The organism is Solimicrobium silvestre (genome assembly GCF_002976435.1).
Lineage (GTDB): Bacteria > Pseudomonadota > Gammaproteobacteria > Burkholderiales > Burkholderiaceae_D > Solimicrobium > Solimicrobium silvestre.
Genome location: NZ_PUGF01000036.1, coordinates 21347 through 38119, shown reverse-complemented (window position 1 = coordinate 38119; position 16773 = coordinate 21347). Strand labels below are relative to the sequence as shown.

The 16773-nt window shown below is 45.7% G+C and carries 19 protein-coding genes and 1 pseudogene; 6 read left to right on the top strand and 14 right to left on the bottom strand.

Annotation, left to right across the window (positions count from 1 at the left end):
- Together S2091_RS24585 and S2091_RS22710 are read left to right on the top strand one after the other, a co-directional pair.
- Positions 1-155 (top strand): annotated as a pseudogene (locus tag S2091_RS24585) (IS5/IS1182 family transposase); the annotation flags it as partial.
- A 346-nt stretch (positions 156-501) separates the two neighbouring features.
- Positions 502-1779, top strand: coding sequence for a hypothetical protein (locus S2091_RS22710; protein ID WP_105534264.1), 1278 nt, complete (start codon positions 502-504; stop codon positions 1777-1779).
- Between the two features lie 201 nt (positions 1780-1980).
- On the opposite strand, the gene S2091_RS22705 is transcribed toward S2091_RS22710, so the two are convergent.
- Positions 1981-2226 carry a flagellar biosynthetic protein FliR gene (locus S2091_RS22705; RefSeq protein WP_423828256.1) on the bottom strand — a complete coding sequence of 82 codons (246 nt, stop codon included), beginning with the start codon at positions 2224-2226 and terminating at the stop codon, positions 1981-1983.
- 90 nt (positions 2227-2316) lie between these two features.
- Here S2091_RS22705 and S2091_RS23895 point away from each other — a divergent pair, with 90 nt between their 5' ends.
- Both S2091_RS23895 and S2091_RS22700 read left to right on the top strand, forming a co-directional pair.
- A complete protein-coding gene (locus S2091_RS23895) occupies positions 2317-2544 on the top strand; it encodes a hypothetical protein (RefSeq protein ID WP_133166965.1) in 228 nt (75 codons plus the stop codon).
- A 70-nt stretch (positions 2545-2614) separates the two neighbouring features.
- Positions 2615-3478 carry a PEP-CTERM sorting domain-containing protein gene (locus S2091_RS22700; protein WP_165795077.1) on the top strand — a complete coding sequence of 288 codons (864 nt, stop codon included), beginning with the start codon at positions 2615-2617 and terminating at the stop codon, positions 3476-3478.
- A gap of 190 nt (positions 3479-3668) precedes the next feature.
- Here the strand turns inward: S2091_RS22700 and fliR are convergent, their stop codons facing one another.
- The 8 genes from fliR to S2091_RS24165 form a co-directional block, all read right to left on the bottom strand.
- The gene (gene fliR, locus S2091_RS22695; protein WP_105534261.1) at positions 3669-4439 is read right to left on the bottom strand and encodes a flagellar biosynthetic protein FliR; all 771 of its coding nucleotides are present in this window, start codon (positions 4437-4439) and stop codon (positions 3669-3671) included.
- 1081 nt (positions 4440-5520) lie between these two features.
- On the bottom strand, positions 5521-5790 hold the full coding sequence (gene fliQ, locus S2091_RS22685) for a flagellar biosynthesis protein FliQ (RefSeq protein WP_105534259.1): 270 nt from the start codon (positions 5788-5790) through the stop codon (positions 5521-5523).
- 15 nt (positions 5791-5805) lie between these two features.
- Positions 5806-6576 carry a flagellar type III secretion system pore protein FliP gene (gene fliP, locus S2091_RS22680; protein WP_105534258.1) on the bottom strand — a complete coding sequence of 257 codons (771 nt, stop codon included), beginning with the start codon at positions 6574-6576 and terminating at the stop codon, positions 5806-5808.
- Positions 6560-7003, bottom strand: a complete 444-nt coding sequence (gene fliO, locus S2091_RS22675) for a flagellar biosynthetic protein FliO (protein ID WP_105534257.1) — start codon at positions 7001-7003, stop codon at positions 6560-6562. The genes fliP and fliO overlap by 17 nt, the downstream gene beginning before the upstream one ends.
- Entirely contained in the window at positions 7000-7434 is a 435-nt protein-coding gene (fliN, locus tag S2091_RS22670) for a flagellar motor switch protein FliN (RefSeq protein WP_105534267.1), read from the bottom strand. Before fliN ends, fliO begins: the two co-directional genes overlap by 4 nt.
- Before the next feature lies 1 nt (position 7435).
- A complete protein-coding gene (gene fliM, locus S2091_RS22665) occupies positions 7436-8461 on the bottom strand; it encodes a flagellar motor switch protein FliM (protein WP_105534256.1) in 1026 nt (341 codons plus the stop codon).
- A 20-nt stretch (positions 8462-8481) separates the two neighbouring features.
- A complete protein-coding gene (gene fliL / locus S2091_RS22660) occupies positions 8482-9015 on the bottom strand; it encodes a flagellar basal body-associated protein FliL (RefSeq protein ID WP_105534255.1) in 534 nt (177 codons plus the stop codon).
- 154 nt (positions 9016-9169) lie between these two features.
- The gene (locus S2091_RS24165) at positions 9170-9958 is read right to left on the bottom strand and encodes a flagellar hook-length control protein FliK (protein ID WP_165795076.1); all 789 of its coding nucleotides are present in this window, start codon (positions 9956-9958) and stop codon (positions 9170-9172) included.
- 43 nt (positions 9959-10001) lie between these two features.
- Here S2091_RS24165 and S2091_RS24160 point away from each other — a divergent pair, with 43 nt between their 5' ends.
- Positions 10002-10472 (top strand): hypothetical protein, encoded by a 471-nt coding sequence (locus S2091_RS24160; RefSeq protein ID WP_165795075.1) that lies wholly within the window; start codon positions 10002-10004, stop codon positions 10470-10472.
- A gap of 215 nt (positions 10473-10687) precedes the next feature.
- Here S2091_RS24160 and fliJ read toward each other — a convergent pair whose 3' ends face one another.
- The 5 genes from fliJ to fliF are packed head-to-tail and all read right to left on the bottom strand — an operon-like array spanning position 10688 to position 15988.
- Entirely contained in the window at positions 10688-11128 is a 441-nt protein-coding gene (fliJ, locus tag S2091_RS22650; protein WP_105534253.1) for a flagellar export protein FliJ, read from the bottom strand.
- Positions 11129-11180: 52 nt separating this feature from the next.
- Positions 11181-12590, bottom strand: a complete 1410-nt coding sequence (gene fliI, locus S2091_RS22645) for a flagellar protein export ATPase FliI (RefSeq protein ID WP_105534252.1) — start codon at positions 12588-12590, stop codon at positions 11181-11183.
- On the bottom strand, positions 12587-13276 hold the full coding sequence (locus tag S2091_RS22640) for a flagellar assembly protein FliH (RefSeq protein WP_105534251.1): 690 nt from the start codon (positions 13274-13276) through the stop codon (positions 12587-12589). Before S2091_RS22640 ends, fliI begins: the two co-directional genes overlap by 4 nt.
- Positions 13263-14261, bottom strand: coding sequence for a flagellar motor switch protein FliG (fliG, locus tag S2091_RS22635; protein ID WP_105534250.1), 999 nt, complete (start codon positions 14259-14261; stop codon positions 13263-13265). The genes S2091_RS22640 and fliG overlap by 14 nt, the downstream gene beginning before the upstream one ends.
- A 47-nt stretch (positions 14262-14308) precedes the next feature.
- Positions 14309-15988 (bottom strand): flagellar basal-body MS-ring/collar protein FliF, encoded by a 1680-nt coding sequence (gene fliF / locus S2091_RS22630; RefSeq protein WP_105534249.1) that lies wholly within the window; start codon positions 15986-15988, stop codon positions 14309-14311.
- Positions 15989-16285: 297 nt separating this feature from the next.
- Here fliF and fliE point away from each other — a divergent pair, with 297 nt between their 5' ends.
- Complete coding sequence (gene fliE, locus S2091_RS22625; RefSeq protein WP_105534248.1) at positions 16286-16693, top strand: flagellar hook-basal body complex protein FliE; 408 nt, start codon at positions 16286-16288, stop codon at positions 16691-16693.
- Positions 16694-16773: the final 80 nt, after the last annotated feature.

The following is a 16773-nucleotide window of genomic DNA, read 5'->3' as shown; positions in this document are numbered from 1 at the left end:
GCACGATCAAATTCTGGATGGGCACGCAGCACTTCCTAATGCGAACGCTAAAACACGTGGCCACCGAAATGAGTTTGCATGTGCTGGCGTACAACATGAAGCGCATGATAAAAATTATCGGGATCGCGCCATTAATGCAGGCGATGCAGGGATGAGGTGGGATTTATACGTTAAATCAAGGCTGATTTAAACGCGAATTAGATCGTTTTATGAATCGCGCTCAAAAAAATGGGATGCTCAAAAGGACTATTTCCGATTAAACTGACGCGTCGTAAGTTGCTTCCTAAGCCGGATTGAGCGCTAATAATTTAATTGCAGCGCGAATTCTTGTTTTTACACGGCCTCGGCACTTTGCTGCCCTTGAGCCGTCTGAGTAAAAAAGACGCAAAAATGAAAAGTGAATGGTTCAGGGCATGAAGCTGTTTGTAAATTCCAATAAGAAATCTATTTGAATAGCGCAATTCGTAGCTAAATACGTGATGCGTTTTGAAAGCTTACTCGATGCAAAAAATTCCATACATAGCTGCAGCCGTTATAGGCTTGCTTTTATCTGCTTATTCGCTAATTTTTGCGATGTTGAGTGGGCCTCAATTTGCGTGGATTATCGGCTGTTCTCTGTTGTTGGCACATATTTTAGCGGCAATTATTGCGATAAAAAAGGCCACAAATAACAAAATGGTTTTTGCCATTGTTACTTTGATTTCACCGGTATTTATCGTATTTATTGGAGCCATGTTATTTCTTTATGCGGAGTCTCTTGAAAATAGGTATTTGCCGGATAAAAATTTTGTCAAAATCTGCGAAGACTCAGAACTAAAATATTTTCGTTCGCCTAAGTTAAAAGTTTCCTCAATCCATTTAGATTGGGCTCCAATGTCTGGTTCAATTATGTCGAAATATATAATTGACTCCGACCATATGTTTGAAGATGTTGAAGACAATCTCATTGTGCCTGACATGATCTCCGACTCTACATTATCAGATGTGCTCGTCACTCACGAAATTTCAAATCCTGACGAACTAAATCAAGCCATAGTTAATCGTGGATTGATTCAATATACGTTAACCGTTACTGATCGAAGAGATGGAAGTAAATTGGCAACGATGAAGTATGCAGTTGATCACTCCAAGAAACGTGCATGTGGAAATAATACCAGTAACGCTATTGATTTGAATGCATTCATAACCAACGCAACAGCATTATCAGATGTTGGGAATTCTGTTCTTATCTCATCGAAAATGCAGCAAAACTCTACTTTAGACAAGGAAAAAAATATCTCAGACAATCCGATTTCAGTTGATTTTGAAGTCCTTGAAACCGAAAAATACAGCAGGCGGAGAGTTGTCACAAATGGCGAAATTGATCTATTTTTTAAAGAGCAGGAGCAAATCTGCGACTCTTTACTTAAGCCTTATCGACTAGGTACTCCATGGATGACTTTTAAAAAAGATCCCAGCGGATTAAAAAAGATTGATTTCTACACTGGTTTTAAATTTTGTGGATCTAACGCAGTTTGGATGGGGGACTACGTATATAAAGGTGATTCAAAACATTTTGTGCTTACAAAGTATGCCGATAATGGTGATTTTAATTATCGAATCAGAATTCTAAGACCGAACAATCCGATATTTGATACAGCGAGTTTAGATGAAACAACGTTTCATGCCGCAGATGGGGTCATCACATTCGATTGGATAAATTTTGATCGAGATTCTGGTGTAATTCGAATTTCCCAACGAATGAAAATTCAAATAAAAGAACCAATAAAAAGAGATTGATTTTCCAAATTTTGAATGACCGCAATGTAGAACCTCGACCGTCAAGTATGGGCACACTTGACACAGTCATCCCCAAGCCCCATCTGGCAGCAACCTGCCACTTACCTGCCATTTGCGTATCCTTGAAAAACATACAGCGTTTTTATATTTCAGGCGTTATAAATTTAATTGCCCGCAGATTTGCTGAAACTAAAGCGGGTATTAACGCAGTGCTGCCAGCTGTATTCCAAACTCTAAAATTTTCTGTAGCGGAAGTGCCAGGTAAGGGATGATGATGAACAGCATTAAGAAGCCGACTGTCATGGTAATTGGGAAGCCTATCCCGAAAATATTCAGTTGCGGCGCTGCTCTGGTTAAAATTCCCAGGGCGATATTAGTCACTAATAAGGCTGCAATAATGGGCAGATTGGTGTACTTACGCTCCAACTCACTGTCAAAAGCTGGCACGATACTCAATCACGTTACGATCTGTATGGAAATGGATATATTGCCGGTGGAGAAAGCCGGCACTTCACCGACATAGATGGACCATTTGAAGTGCCGATTCAAGATGGAACACAGTCAGTCTACGCAGATCAGCTGAGCGAACGAATTGAATTCCGGTACCACGGCAATGCCACTTACGGCGCGCCCATGATTGGTGGTGCTCCAACACTTACTTTGTCCAATAGCCTCGGTTCACCGCTGGTTCCTGGATACTATTCCGGAAATCTCAAGGCATCTAATACTCCGTGGGCCAATCCGTCATTTTATCTAAAGAACTAAGAGTCATTCTGTTTTTTGTCTCTGTAGTTGTCATATGTCGCGGAGGGAAGAATATGTCTGCGTTACAGGGTTGATCTACTTCACGGGCGTGTCGGAAAACTTTACACTCGACAATCGAGATTTGATCTATCAATTTAGAAAATCGTTGATTTGTATTGCTGTACATAAGGCGGCATGGTTTGTGCTTAATGGTCTCCCGACCTTCCCCTTGTGTATTATTCAATATAGGAATCATATGAATTTGACATTGAAACGCGTTCTTCTCGTTCTTGCTCTGTCCGTTGCCAGTCTGTGGGTAACGTCGGCCACCGCTCAGGTGCTTAATTTTGCCGGACTCAAAGGTTCGGCCGAAGAACCCGTGCTGAATTATTATAACGGCGGCCTTGGCGGCGATGGCTCGGGCCCCGGTACAAACTATGGAATCACTTTCTCTGCGAATGCACTCACCTGTAGTGGATATCCTAGCGGGGTATGCAACACCGGCGAAATCCCAGGGGGGGCTGGGGCCAACGCTGTGTTCTTTTTGTCGGGAGCGGCAGATACAATGGACGTTCTGAATGGATTTAATACTGGCTTCTCCTTCTATTACAGCTCCCCTTCCGATGCGGCGTTTGTTAACGTCTGGAGCGGGTTGGACGACACCGGGACGCTGCTGGCCACCATCGATTTACCGTTGACGAAGAATGATGGCGATAGCGGTTGCGGCGGCACGAATTTCTGCCCGTATGACGCGATTGGCGTTACTTTCGCTGGAAATGCCCAGTCGGTGGACTTTGGCGGGGCAGTCAATGAGGTTGCCTTCGCCGATGTCACGATTGGCTCTCAAAAAGCAGGGCAAACTGTTCCTTCTTCTGTTCCTGAGCCTGTGTCTCTGTGGTTATTTGGTATCGGGCTAGCAGCGCTTGGCTTGCTTCGCCGTCGTAAAGCGGGTTGATGCAATTTGACTTGCTGTCTCTTTAAGAGCTGAACGGCTCTTTTTAGCAATCAAGAACAAATGAGGCTGTAAATACAGCCTCATTTGTTTATTTTTTTATATGTTTCCCGTGTGTCTGAACACGCAAGCTGTTTTTTACCTGTGTTTTCTATTCAATTTGTTGGCAGAGATACTGAAACTAAAACGGATGTTAACGCAGAGCGGCCAGCTGTATCCCAAACTCTAATATTTTCTGTAGCGGAAGTGCGAGGTAAGGGATGATGATGAACAACATTAGGAAGCCGACCGTCATGGTAATGGGGAAGCCAATCCCGAAAATATTCAGTTGCGGCGCTGCTCTGGTTAAAATTCCCAGGGCGATATTGGTCACTAATAAGGCCGCGATAATGGGCAGTGCCAGTTGAACGCCAGAACTGAAAATGACCGAAGCTGCGCTGACGATGTGTAGCCAAATGCCTGGTTGCAGTGTTAAGTCGACGCCTATCGGGAGTTTGGTAAAACTTTCTACCAAGGTGCTGAGTAAAGCCAGGTGTAAATTCAGGCTTAAAAATAACATGGTGGTTACCAGGGTGAGGAATTGGCTGATGGCAGGGGTGTTGCCGCGTGTTTGTGGATCAAAGAAGGACGCGAAACCTAAGCCCATCGACATCCCGATTAAATTGCCCGCTAAATCTACACTGCCAAATACCACTTGAATGGTGAAACCCATCGCGACACCAATCACAAATTGCTCGATTAAAATTAACATTCCCGGTAGTGAAATTGGATCAATTAAGGGTAGGTTATGTAGGGTGGGGGCGACTAAAAGGGCTAGCACTACGCCGAAGCTGATTTTCATTGGGACAGGAATAGCCGCATTGCCAAAGATCGGGGCAATCGCAATTAAACCGAGTATTCGGGTTAGGGGCCAGATAAATGAATTTACCCAGATAATTAATTGATCGCTTGAAATGGAGAGCATGTTGGATCTTTTTGGGTATTAGATTAGTTCATCTTATTTATTTACTGATGTGCTGAGTTGGTTAATATTTACTTGTGTTGGTGTTGATCTTGACTTTGCTGTTGCTGTTGACCTTGACCTTGCTGTTGACTTTGACCTACCCCCACTTCTAGTTTGGCCGGTTATTTAACGGGAAAATGGATAAGAAAGGTTCGCTGTTTGAGGTGTAGCAAGGGTTTCGTGGAGCATTGCTCCGCGCTTGCGGAACGGACTTCCCTTGCAAGGGAAGTCTCCCACAGGTACCCAAGGTTTTTACACCGCAGCGAGTTTCGAACTTTTCCCATTTTTCCGTTAAATAATCGGGGTTTCCGAAATAGCGTGGTCGCCTTTTTTGGGTTACCTTTTTTGGCGAAGCAAAAAAGGTAACTAGCCGCCGGTCTACCACCGGCCTATAAGCAATGGATCAACTCCGAAAGCAGTTCAAGAACAAACCGTATATCAACCGGTTTTGACGAATTTAAAAATCACAACCTGATATTAATCAGACTTAAATTAATCAACCTGAATGACAAACTTAAGGCTTGGGGCCGGTGGTAGACCGGCAGCTACCTGCCTTTTTTGCGTCGCCAAAAAAGGTAGGCCAAAAAAGGCGACCACGCTATTTCGGAAACCCCGATTTTTCTAAGAAAAAAAGGGAAAAGTTCGAAACTCGCTACGCTCAAACAGCGAACCTTTCTTATCCTTTTTTCCTTAGAAAAACCGGCCGAACTAGAAGTGGGGGTAGGTCAAAAGCAACGTCAAAAACAACATCAACATCAACATCAACATCAACATCAACATCAACATCAACATCAACATCAAAACCATCACCACTAGCAAATATTAAAAAGCACAACACGTAGCCTAAAGTCGCTCAGTTAAGCTCAAAAAAGTTGCATAACCATTTCGCCATTAACGTCATTCCCGCGCAGGCGGGAATCCAGAAGCTAGTAAATTGAACACTAAAGGTACTGCGTGCACTGGATCCCCGCCTACGCGAGGATGACGTTAATGCTGTTATTGGTTAACTAAACAGCGCATTACAGCGCGTAAGTCCCAATTTTTAACTCACCATCCCAGGAATCCCCATAAACAACTCCCGCATATAATCGGTCAAAATAGTCAGCATCCATGGCCCTGCAAGATCCAACACTAAAAACACACCGATCAGCTTAGGAATAAACGATAAGGTCATTTCATTAATCTGCGTCGCTGCCTGGAAAATACTCACCATCAACCCAATTGTCAGCGCTACCAGCAACATCGGAATCGCAATCATCAGCGTGATTTGCATCGCATGCCGGCCGATAGTCATTACTTGTTCAGGGGTCATTTTTGCTCCCGTCTTCTAATAAAAACTCTGTGCTAATGAACCTATTAATAACTGCCAGCCATCGACTAAAACGAATAACATTATTTTAAAAGGCAAGGAGACCGTGGCGGGTGACATCATCATCATCCCCATCGACATCAATACACACGCTACGACCATGTCAATAATTAAAAATGGAATGAAAATGGCAAAGCTGATTTGAAATGCGGTTTTAAGTTCGCTGGTGATAAAAGCTGGAATCAACACGGTTAATGTCACGTCTTCGGGGCCCTGTATTTGAGGCGAACGGGCAAGTTTGATGTAGAGCGCTAAATCAGCCTGGCGAGTTTGCTTCATCATGAATTGTTTGAGTGGCTTTGCTCCCTTATCTAACGCATCGGTTAAGGTGATTTTGTTTTCATTAAAGGGCTGATACGCATCTTGATAAATTTTGTCGATGACCGGACTCATCACAAACAAAGTTAAAAATAACGATAAGCCAATAATCACCTGGTTAGGCGGAGAGCTTGCCGTGCCTATCGCCTGCCGCAACATGGAAAGCACAATGACGATGCGGGTAAAGCTCGTCATCATTAATAAAGCAGCGGGCAGGAAGGACAGTGAGGTTAAAAATAGCAGTGTCTGAATACTCAAGACATAATTTTGACCCCCACCGGTAGTGGGTGTGCTAGTCACCACGGGGACTTGTGCAAATGCGTCGTTAGAAATTAAACATAGCAAGCACAGGCTGATACTAATTAACGCGGTGCTGGCTAAATGATTGTTTGGCTTAGGTTTTTTTGACATGATATTTCTCTAGGGCGCTCTGCATCCATGTAGAAAAATGTGCCTTGTTGTTGCCGTTGCTATTGCTCGTATCGTCAGATTTTTGGCGTGGCATGCTGGTAATGGTTGAAATATGTTGAGGGGTAACGCCTAACACGATCCATTCATCGCCAGCTTCAATGACCATAATCCGTTGATGGTTTCCCACGCTGATTGCACCAACTACCTTGACCGGAAAAGCAGCTTGAATCCGGTTTAATCCAAATTTTTTAAACGCCACGCTCAGCGCAATGAGTATTGCGATGACCAGTAGTAAACTTAACGTAACCTGAATTAAATTACCTGCTGCCAAGCTGGTAGTTGAGCCGGCGGCAGAACCAGCGGACGCGTCAACCGCATGACTGGCAGAGCAGTAGACAACTAGCCAAAATAAAGTGAGTAGCTTCATTTATTAAGCTTACGAATGCGTTCAGCTGGGGTAATGATGTCGGTTAAGCGTATCCCGAATTTATCATTCACCACGACCACTTCGCCTTGCGCGATTAAACATCCGTTGACCAAGACATCCATCGGTTCACCCGCCATGCCATCAAGTTCTACTACCGAGCCTTGCGCTAATTGCAGTAAGTTTTTAATGGCAATTTTAGTGCGTCCTAATTCCACAGTGAGTTGAACCGGGATATCTAAAATAAAATCAATATCGTTATGGGTTTCGAGCTTGTTTTGTTTTGGGCTTAATTCCTGAAATACCGTGGCTTGCACTTCGGGTGGTTTCGCTAAAGCTGCCGCAGCATCTGCCTTCTCTTGTTCCGCAATTGCTGCGCCCCAATCATCCTCATCAATAGGGGAGTCTTCGGCTGGGGCGGAATTTTCATTCATGTCATCCATGACGTGCTCCTTGCTTGGATTCTACCTGCGCTTCCACGGCCATTTCCTGGGCACTGGATGAAAGTAGCTTTTCAACTTTAAGCGCGTATTGGGCGTTAAAAATTCCATATTTACATTCCATCACTGGCGTGCCATCTACTTTGGCAGAGAGAGTTTCTGGTACTGTCAAAGGGATAATGTCGCCTACCCGTAAATTTAAAATAGCGCCTAAGTTCATGTTGGCCGTTCCTAAATCAGCGACAAGTTCAACTTCGGCAATTTGAATTTGTTGTGTCATTAATCGGACCCAGCGTTTATCGACTTCCAGGGTTTCACCTTGTAAGCTGCTGGTCAGCGTATCGCGGATCGGCTCAATCATGGAATAGGGCATGCAAAAATGCATTTCACCGCTCACCGGGCCGAGTTCTATTGTAAAAGTAGTGCAAACGACGACTTCATTTGGTGTGGCGATATTGGCAAACTGGGTGTTCATTTCTGAACGAATATATTCAAACTCAACCGGATAAACGGGGTTCCATGATTTTGCATAGGTCTCAAAGATAATATCCAGTATGCGTAAAATAATCCGTTGCTCAGTCTGGGTAAAGTCACGCCCTTCAACGCGGGTATGAAATCGGCCATCGCCGCCAAATAAATTGTCGACCAATAAAAACACTAAATTGGGGTCCATCACAATCAATGCGGTGCCGCGCAGGGGTTTCATATGGATTAAATTAAGATTGGTCGGCACCACCAGGTTGCGAATAAATTCGCTGTACTTTGAAACCCGAACCGTACCAACGGACACTTCTGCACTACGGCGTAAAAAATTAAATAAACCGATACGTAATAAGCGCGCAAAACGTTCGTTAATAATTTCCAGCGTCGGCATCCGGCCGCGCACTATCCGTTCTTGCGTCGCCAGGTTGTAAGTGCGAACGCTACCTGTGTCCTCCTGTGTGTCTGCGTCGTCCTGATCCCCAGTGACCCCTTTTAAAAGGGCATCAACTTCTTCTTGGGAAAGGAAATTATCTGACATGGATGTGCGAAGTTTCCGTGTTATTGAATCATGAAAGAAGTGAAGTACACACCGAGTATTTTGCGCTCTTCAGCCTCCTTGGGAGTGGGTTCTTCGTTATTGTAGGGGCGCTGAATCTGCTTGATAATGTCGCTGCTCAGCTTTTCTTTTCCCTCATTCGTGAGCAATTCATCTGCCGCTTTGCTGGATAGTAATAAAAGTATCCGGCTGCGTAATTGCGGCATATACCCTTTGTAATAGGTCATTTGCTCTTCATTTTTGACTTGTAATGTGATGCCTGCCTGCAGAAATTTGTCGCCGTTTTCCGATTGCACATTGACGACAAAATTATCCAAAGCAAGAAATACCGGCGGAGTTGATTTTTCTGCGGATTTTTTTTCGTCTTTTTTGTTAGGATCTTTTTTCCCTAAAAACATCATTGCGCCGCCACCAGCACTCGCTAATATCACGGCAACAATGACAGCAATAATGATGATTTTTTTCTTTTTTGAGCCGGTTTCTGGAACAACGGCATCGGCCGCAGCTGCTTCTGGTTTTGGCGGTGGTTTTGACATCTGACATCCTTCGGTTTGTTATGAAAATTAGAGCAGCTTAATTTCTCCACTATTTCTCCACTATTTCACCACTCGTCCAGTATTGCCTAAATAAAATATAGTGTTTTTTATAGGGCATATCAATGACAAGCGGGCACAAAGCGCAAATTAAACATTAAACAAAGGTATCCACTAAGCCGATTCCACCTCGACCACCATCAGACTGATTTAGTTGTGTCAAGCCAACTGTACTGACGCTGCTATTGGTCGAGTTAATTGAGTTAGTTGAATTTGACTGACGTTGTGCAAACTCTTGCTGTTGTTTGGTTTGACTGCTTACATTGCACTCACCCAATTGAATGCCTGATTGCCCCATCATTTCGCGCAATTTAGGAATGGCACTTTCAAGCGCTGCACGTACTTCTGGCTGATGTGAAATAAACGTCGCGCTAACATGCTGATTATTGACACTTAATACCACTTGCAACGGGCCTAAATCCGGTGGGTTTAGCGTAAGCGATGCACTTTGCTGACCGCCTACCGCCATCCAGCTAATTTTTTGGCCAACTGCTTGCTCCCAATTTGGCGTGCCAACTGGGGGAGCTATGGCGTTACTCGACGTTGCATCCATTGCATTTGTTGTCGTTGGTAAAGTAAGAACCGGTGCAATCGCGCTGAGCTGTGTTGCATTGAGACCCTGATTCGCGGTTTTAAGCGTTTGTACCTGCAAACTGGTGTTGATTGCCGCGTTAGTTAAGGCCGCTGCCGATGCACTTGAATTAGCGACCGTTGGAACGGTAACGGTTGGCGCCGGTTCGGTTGTTTCAGTTGCGGAGGGCGCTGTGGCGGAAGTAGCTGCGTTGCTATTGACAGCGGGCGCTGTCTGGGCAAACTGGGCTGCTTTTAAGCTTGATGAAAATAGCCCCGGCTGCGGTGACAGGTTTTGAGACAAACTGCCAGTCACTTTAGTCTGATTCGCAGTGGGGGCTGTTTGTGCAGGAATTGGTGTGCCCGCTGTTTTGGTCGTTGTTGCATTGATCAGATTGCTGGCAACCGGTGCTTTAGTGTTGCTGGCGGGAGGCGGTGCGACAGGTGTAAATGATGTTGGTATCGCAGCAGCCGAACTCGCCAGTATTGCCGCATTTGCTGTGGACGCTGTTGAAGCTGTTGATGTTGCGTCCGATGTGGCCGTTGTGGAATTAATCGGGTTAGTTGGTACTACCGATGCGCTTGCGGCTGCGGCGGCAGCAGCGACGGCGGCAGCAGTGAGAGCGGCAGCCGCGTTTGCCTGCGTGTCTGTTGCGGAGCTAGATTGGTTGGCTGGCTGCGTTGGTGTTGATGGTGCGGTTGTTGCCGTACTGTTTTTTTTGCCAGTGGCCGGTGCGCTAGATGATGCGTTGGAAGCTGGGCTTGCAGATGAGCTGGTAGCGGGAGCTTTCGCTGGCGCTTGTGCATTCATTTCATTGCTGAGTACTTGATTAAATGAATCCCCGGAAGCAGACTTGTTTGCCGCCGATGCGGTGCCGCTATTTTGAACCGTGATAGGGGATGAGGGAGCGGTTGGAATAGTGGCATGCATAATATTGACCTGTGTTTTGATTAAATTTGCTACTGCTGCTAATTAATCAGCCGATATGCTCCTCACTGATCTAATTCTGTTCCTGTTTTCATCGCGATATCATTACTTAAAATACTAACGCTTAAAAAATGCTTGTCGGGTGCCATGTTCATCGTTTTGCCGTTGATCGCGCCGGGCTTCTTTTTTTTGTTGAACTTTTTCAGCCCGTACTTCCAAGGTCGAATAAGACATCCGCTTTCTTTCCTGATCTTGCCAATTCTGACGTGCGACCAGCACCCGCTGTTGTGCACTAATTACTAATAGTTGCTGGCCCTTGATAGCGTCATCAATTTTGCCCAGAAAGAGCTGAAAATTGCGTATGTGCTGCATGTTACGACCGACTTTTAATTCGGCTTGCATCTTCAGGGAATAATCATCCCGGTACTTCTTCAGCAAATTCAATTTTTGCTCTAATTCATCACAAGAGCGTATGGCGAGGCCCAACTTGGCCGCGGCCTCATCGGTCATCCGTTCGGCAAGTTCAATTAATGTCGTGAGAGGTGATGATTGAGCCATAATCGTAGACTCCTATGTAACAAGTATAGATTGGTGCTGCCGGAATCAATTCTTAGAATAACGTGGTAAGTTGCCCTAAGCTCTCGGTAATACTTGATCTTTCTTGTATGCCTTGCTGTAAAAAATGTTCAATTTTTAGATGATTCAAAATAGCTTCATCTAAAACAGGATCAGTCCCTGCGGAATAAGCACCAACACTGATCAAATCGCGACTATGTTGATATCTGGAAACTAATTGCTTAAGTTTCCGCGCTGCTTTTTGGTGCGAAGGGCTGGCAATATTCGTCATTGCACGACTAATTGACTGTTCGATATCGATTGCCGGGTAATGACCGGAATCTGCCAAAGTACGATCCAGCACAATATGCCCATCTAAAATGGCCCGCGCGGCATCTGCTATCGGGTCTTGCTGGTCGTCACCTTCTGTCAGTACCGTATAAAAAGCCGTAATGGAACCGCCGCCGGGCAAGCTGTTGCCGGCACGTTCGACTAACAGCGGTAGTTTGGCAAACACTGAAGGTGGGTAACCTTTGGTGGCTGGTGGTTCACCAATGGCTAAGGCAATTTCGCGCTGTGCCATGGCATAGCGGGTCAATGAATCCATAATTAATAAAACACTTTTACCCTGATCGCGGAAAAATTCGGCAATGGTCGTGGCGTAAGCCGCACCCTGTAAGCGCATTAAAGGCGGCGTGTCAGCAGGAGCAGCAACAACCACGGAACGTGCTAAACCTTGAGCACCTAAAATCTGTTCAATAAATTCTTTTACTTCCCGACCACGTTCACCGATTAATCCGACCACGATCACGTCGGCGCTGGTGTACCGCGCCATCATTCCTAGCAAAACGCTTTTACCCACGCCGGAACCGGCAAATAAGCCCATGCGCTGGCCGCGTCCGATGGTGAGCATGCTGTTGATGGCGCGCACCCCGACATCCAAAATTTCTGTGATCGGTGCTCGATGTAGAGGGTTGATTGAACGTGATTTAAGCGCAGCACTTTGCGTGGTGTTTAACGGACCTAAACTGTCTAGCGGTTTTCCTGCGCCATCTAACACCCGGCCTAGTAGTTCATAGCCAACCGGAAGGTGGCGCGTGCGATCTACTGCGCGGCGTGACGGGCGTATGGTCAAGTTGACCGGGCAAATGCTGTCGGTCGCTTTGGCGGCAAAAACCGGCGTGCCGGGTAGCAGTCCTTCAACCGAATTTTGCGGCATCAGAAATACTTTTTCATTATCGAAACCAACGATTTCGGCGTTGATCTCTTCACCATTTTGGAGCGCAATAATACAGGCACTGCCCATCGGTAATTTAAGCCCAACCGCTTCAATCACCAAGCCGGTTACCCGGGTAATGCGGCCCGCAATGTCAAAGTTGCCAACTAATTCAATGACTTCTTTCGCATTATTCAAATAGGTTTTGCATAAGGCGAGCGAGGGTAGGGGAGTTGCTTCGGTATTCATCGCCGGTGCTCTGTATGGTCGACAACATACCAACTGTTTTCACGTCCTAATGCTTCGGCTATTTGCTGCCAGCGTGAACTGAGAGAGGCATTAATCTGATTTTTCATTGTTTCAATCCGACAGTCGCCAATTTTTAAATGCGCGTCGGGCACAATAACCCAACCGGCTTCGCTGAGTTCGGCACCGATTTTAGCTTGGACTAAGATGGCGTCTTTGGGGTTGAGAAATAATTGTGCAGGTTGTTGCACCGAAGGCAGGCTTGCTATTGCCTGTTCGATGATGGGGATAATTAATTCGGGGTTGATGGTGAGCGCATTTTTGAGCATCGCTTTGGCAATATCAAGCGCCAAATCAAGAACCTCTTGCGCAACCAAGTGTTCGGCTTGCTGCAAAGACGCATTGAATTGCGTGCTGATCTGTTTGAATGCGACTAGTTCTTGCTGCTCTTCTTGTTGTCCTGTTTTGAGTCCAACCTGGTGGCCTTCTTCAAAGCCTTTGGCAAAGCCTTCTTTTTGCGCTGACACTTTTAAATCATCGAGCTCTTTTTGATTGGATTCAGTAATTTGAACCACAGCTTTATCCGTGCCGGGCTTTTTGTTTTCCGGTGTATTTTCCTCAAAGGAGGTCATCTCCCAGCGTTGGTACGCGGAGAGTTTTCCTTTAGCGATCACGTCAGACAAACGCATCCTCCCCGCCTTTTGAACCCAGCATAATTTGGCCTTCGTCGGCCAAGCGGCGCACGATAATTAAAATCGCTTTTTGTTGCGCTTCTACCTCGGATAAACGTACCGGCCCTTTAGATTCCAAGTCGTCGCGCATCATTTCAGCAGCACGTTGCGACATGTTTTTAAAGATCTTGTCGCGCATTTCAGGGTTGGCTCCTTTGAGCGCAACAATTAAAGTGTCTGACTGAACTTCGCGCAATAAGAGCTGGATGCCGCGGTCATCAATATCCATAATATTGTCAAACACAAACATCTCATCCATGATTTTTTCGGCCATATCGCCATCGTAATTGCGCAGGTTACTCATCACCGATGCTTCCTGTTCACCGCTCATAAAGTTCAAAATTTCAGCCGCAGCGCGCACTCCGCCGATGGTTTTTTTCTTCAGGCTTTCATTACCGGTTAACAGTTTTGTGAGAACGTCATTTAATTCACGTAATGCCGCAGGTTGAATACCGTCTAAGGTGGCGATGCGCAAAATTACGTCGTTGCGCAGGCGCTCGGTAAAATTGGTTAAAATTTCACAGGCTTGATCACGTTCCAGGTGCACCAGAATGGTGGCGATAATTTGTGGATGCTCATTGCGAATCAGCTCTGCCACGGAAGGCGAATCCATCCACTTTAAGCTTTCTATACCGCTGGCATCGCGTCCGCCAAGAATGCGGTTAAGTAGCGAGGACGCTTTGTCGTCGCCGAGTGCTTTAGTTAATACATTGCGAATATAGTCGTCCGAATCAATTCCCATCGACGAGCTGACATCGGCGTCATTTAAAAATTCACCGAGTGTTGCCGCCACCGTTTCGTGTGGAATTGCAGTCATGCCTGCCATGGAAATGCCGAGCTTTTGTACTTCGCGAGGGCCTAAATGCCGCATTACCTCGGAAGCACAATCTTCGCCCAGTGCCAGCATTAAGATGGCTGCTTTTTGTAGGCCTACGTCGCTCATTGCAACCCTTTCATTTGCTACTGATTCATTACTGACTCACTTACTACTTATTCACTATTCACCCAGGTTTTAACAACGTTGGCAACGATCTTAGGATCTTGTTTTGCCAGGTTTTGCGCCACCTCTAAATCTTTTTCATACGCATGTGCTGCTTTAAACTGGAATTCTTCGACTACTTCCGGTTTGGATAAATTGACGACTGATCCGTCTTCGTTGAGTTGCTCATCCAGGTTAGGCGTTGCTCTGTACCTGGCTTCTTCCCGCTCGCGCGCCGCATTTCTATCCATGATTTTACGTAGCAAAGGTTTTAGGTAGCCAAAAAACAGATACATGATGGCGATTGCGCCAGCCAGGTATTTCAATATATTTTTAATTAATTCTATCGTTGCGGGCTGCTTCCAAAACGGTACATCAGCCAGATCTTTTTCTGTGCTTATAAATTGGCTATTAACGACATTTAACGTGTCGCCGCGCTCTTGGCTGAAGCCCATCGCTTCTTTGGCTAATGAGGTGATTTGCGCTTTTTCTGCGTCGTTTAATTCGCGATTGACTGGCTTGCCGTTTTTATCGATTTCGTGCTTAAAATTTACCACAACACCAACCGCTAAGCGCTTAATTCCACCCATGGCTAGCTGGGTATAACGCACGGTTTTATCCAGCTCATAATTAATGGTGGATTCTTTTTGGGTAACAGCGCCATTAGCTGCGGCGGCCGCACTTGCCGCAGCCGCGCCAGTGACGATGGGAGCCGTCGCATTGGTAGGTGGTTGATTACTAAATGAGCCGGGAATGCCTGATGCATTCGTTGCCGATTTATTTCCGGATTCGCTGTTTTGCATGCTGCGCACGCTGGCGGTTTCGGGCGGTTGATTGGGTTTGTAAGTTTCAGCGGCTTGTTCTACATGCGTAAAATCGACATCGGCGCTAGCTTCTGCACGGACATTATTGGGTCCCACAATCGGGCTAATGATGGATTCAATGCGTTTGACAATATCCTGCTGCAATTCGTGCACATATTTAAGTTGGGTCGGGTTTAGTCCGTTAGAAGTTTGTTTGGTCGTGTCAGACAGCAGATTGCCGCTTTGATCGACGATAGTGACATTTTGCGCAGGTAATTCAGGAACGCTGGACGCAACCAAATGAATGATGGCACTGACTTGCTGCTGGTCCAGCAAGCGGCTGGAATAGAGATTCAGAATAACGGAAGCGGTCGGTTTTTGTTGTTCGCGCATGAAGACTGTATCTTTGGGTATTGCTAAATGTACCCGCGCGCTTTGTACTGCTGAAATGGTTTCAATCGAACGTGCTAATTCGCCTTCTAAGGCACGTTGAAAATTAATCTGTTCCAAAAATTGAGAAATCCCCATTTTTTGGTTTTCCATTAATTCAAATCCGACATTGCCGCCCTTTGGTAATCCCTGTAATGCCAATTTAAGACGCGCATCGTGGACTTGATTTTCCGGCACTAAAATGGCCGTGCCACCTTCGGAGAATTTATAGGGCACATTCATTTGCTGTAAGGAGGCGACAATCGCACCGCCGTCCCGGTCGGTGTAATTGGAAAACAGCACCCGATAATCCGGTTGCGAGCTCCAGATCCAAATGCCTGCCATAACGGCCAAGACAGCCGCAGTCGAGCCAACCAGAAGAAATAGACGGGTTCCTTGTGTTTCTGGAAGTCCCAAAAAGCGGGGTTGAGCCAGAGTCGCGGGGTCTGCTGTTGCCATGTGAGGCACTCCGAAATAATCTAATTCATATCAACTAATGGCAAGAATTATGTAGCGAAGTTATGGTGCAAATGTGTTGTGATTGGTCGGCTTGAAGCTTAATGCTATCAGGAATTAGTTTGCCATTGACTGCACAGCATTCCTACCGATTTTTAATAGATTGTCAGATGATTTTGTAATTTTAAACAGCCGAATACACGGTTATTTACCTGTCTTATCTAAATTAAAATTATTACTGCCATCTGCTAAGGTGCTACTAGTTGTCATTGTTTTGTATAAATGGACACGGAGGCTGTGATGAGCGTTGGCGGCGTTGGAGGGGTTGGAATCAGCAGCAGTCAAATTGATTCAATGCTGACTATGCTGCGTAACACGGCGGCACAGGCAGCACCGCCGTCGACAATGTCGGTGGGTAATGTTGTTGTACCAACGTCCTCCGATGGCACGAATGGCGTGAGCGGAACTAGCGGAACAACTGCCACAGTCAGTTTTGCGGACGCATTAAAAAGTTCTCTTAATCAGGTCAATCAAGTGCAAGAAAAAGCACAGAAACTTGGTGATCAATTCCTCTTGGGCGACGATAAAGTCAGTATCTCTGATGTGATGATCGCCGGGCAAAAAGCCAGTATTAGCTTGCAAACAACGGTGCAGGTACGCAATAAAATGGTTGCCGCTTATAACGATATTATGAATATGCAAATTTAAGTGTAAAAAACTCTTTTTATATATTCTTTTATCTCGGATTGAAATTTTTCGTACATGCGGGAATATAAATTTGTAATTGA

What these genes read in the sequence shown, in the direction of transcription:
- S2091_RS22710 (WP_105534264.1), top strand. Translation starts at nt 502, where the DNA reads ATGCAAAAAATTCCATACATAGCTGCAGCCGTTATAGGCTTGCTTTTA.
- fliR (WP_105534261.1), bottom strand. Translation starts at nt 4,439, where the DNA reads ATGCTCTCCATTTCAAGCGATCAATTAATTATCTGGGTAAATTCATTT.
- fliQ (WP_105534259.1), bottom strand. Translation starts at nt 5,790, where the DNA reads ATGACCCCTGAACAAGTAATGACTATCGGCCGGCATGCGATGCAAATC.
- fliP (WP_105534258.1), bottom strand. Translation starts at nt 6,576, where the DNA reads ATGTCAAAAAAACCTAAGCCAAACAATCATTTAGCCAGCACCGCGTTA.
- fliO (WP_105534257.1), bottom strand. Translation starts at nt 7,003, where the DNA reads ATGAAGCTACTCACTTTATTTTGGCTAGTTGTCTACTGCTCTGCCAGT.
- fliN (WP_105534267.1), bottom strand. Translation starts at nt 7,434, where the DNA reads ATGAATGAAAATTCCGCCCCAGCCGAAGACTCCCCTATTGATGAGGAT.
- fliM (WP_105534256.1), bottom strand. Translation starts at nt 8,461, where the DNA reads ATGTCAGATAATTTCCTTTCCCAAGAAGAAGTTGATGCCCTTTTAAAA.
- fliL (WP_105534255.1), bottom strand. Translation starts at nt 9,015, where the DNA reads ATGTCAAAACCACCGCCAAAACCAGAAGCAGCTGCGGCCGATGCCGTT.
- fliJ (WP_105534253.1), bottom strand. Translation starts at nt 11,128, where the DNA reads ATGGCTCAATCATCACCTCTCACGACATTAATTGAACTTGCCGAACGG.
- fliI (WP_105534252.1), bottom strand. Translation starts at nt 12,590, where the DNA reads ATGAATACCGAAGCAACTCCCCTACCCTCGCTCGCCTTATGCAAAACC.
- S2091_RS22640 (WP_105534251.1), bottom strand. Translation starts at nt 13,276, where the DNA reads ATGCGTTTGTCTGACGTGATCGCTAAAGGAAAACTCTCCGCGTACCAA.
- fliG (WP_105534250.1), bottom strand. Translation starts at nt 14,261, where the DNA reads ATGAGCGACGTAGGCCTACAAAAAGCAGCCATCTTAATGCTGGCACTG.
- fliF (WP_105534249.1), bottom strand. Translation starts at nt 15,988, where the DNA reads ATGGCAACAGCAGACCCCGCGACTCTGGCTCAACCCCGCTTTTTGGGA.
- fliE (WP_105534248.1), top strand. Translation starts at nt 16,286, where the DNA reads ATGAGCGTTGGCGGCGTTGGAGGGGTTGGAATCAGCAGCAGTCAAATT.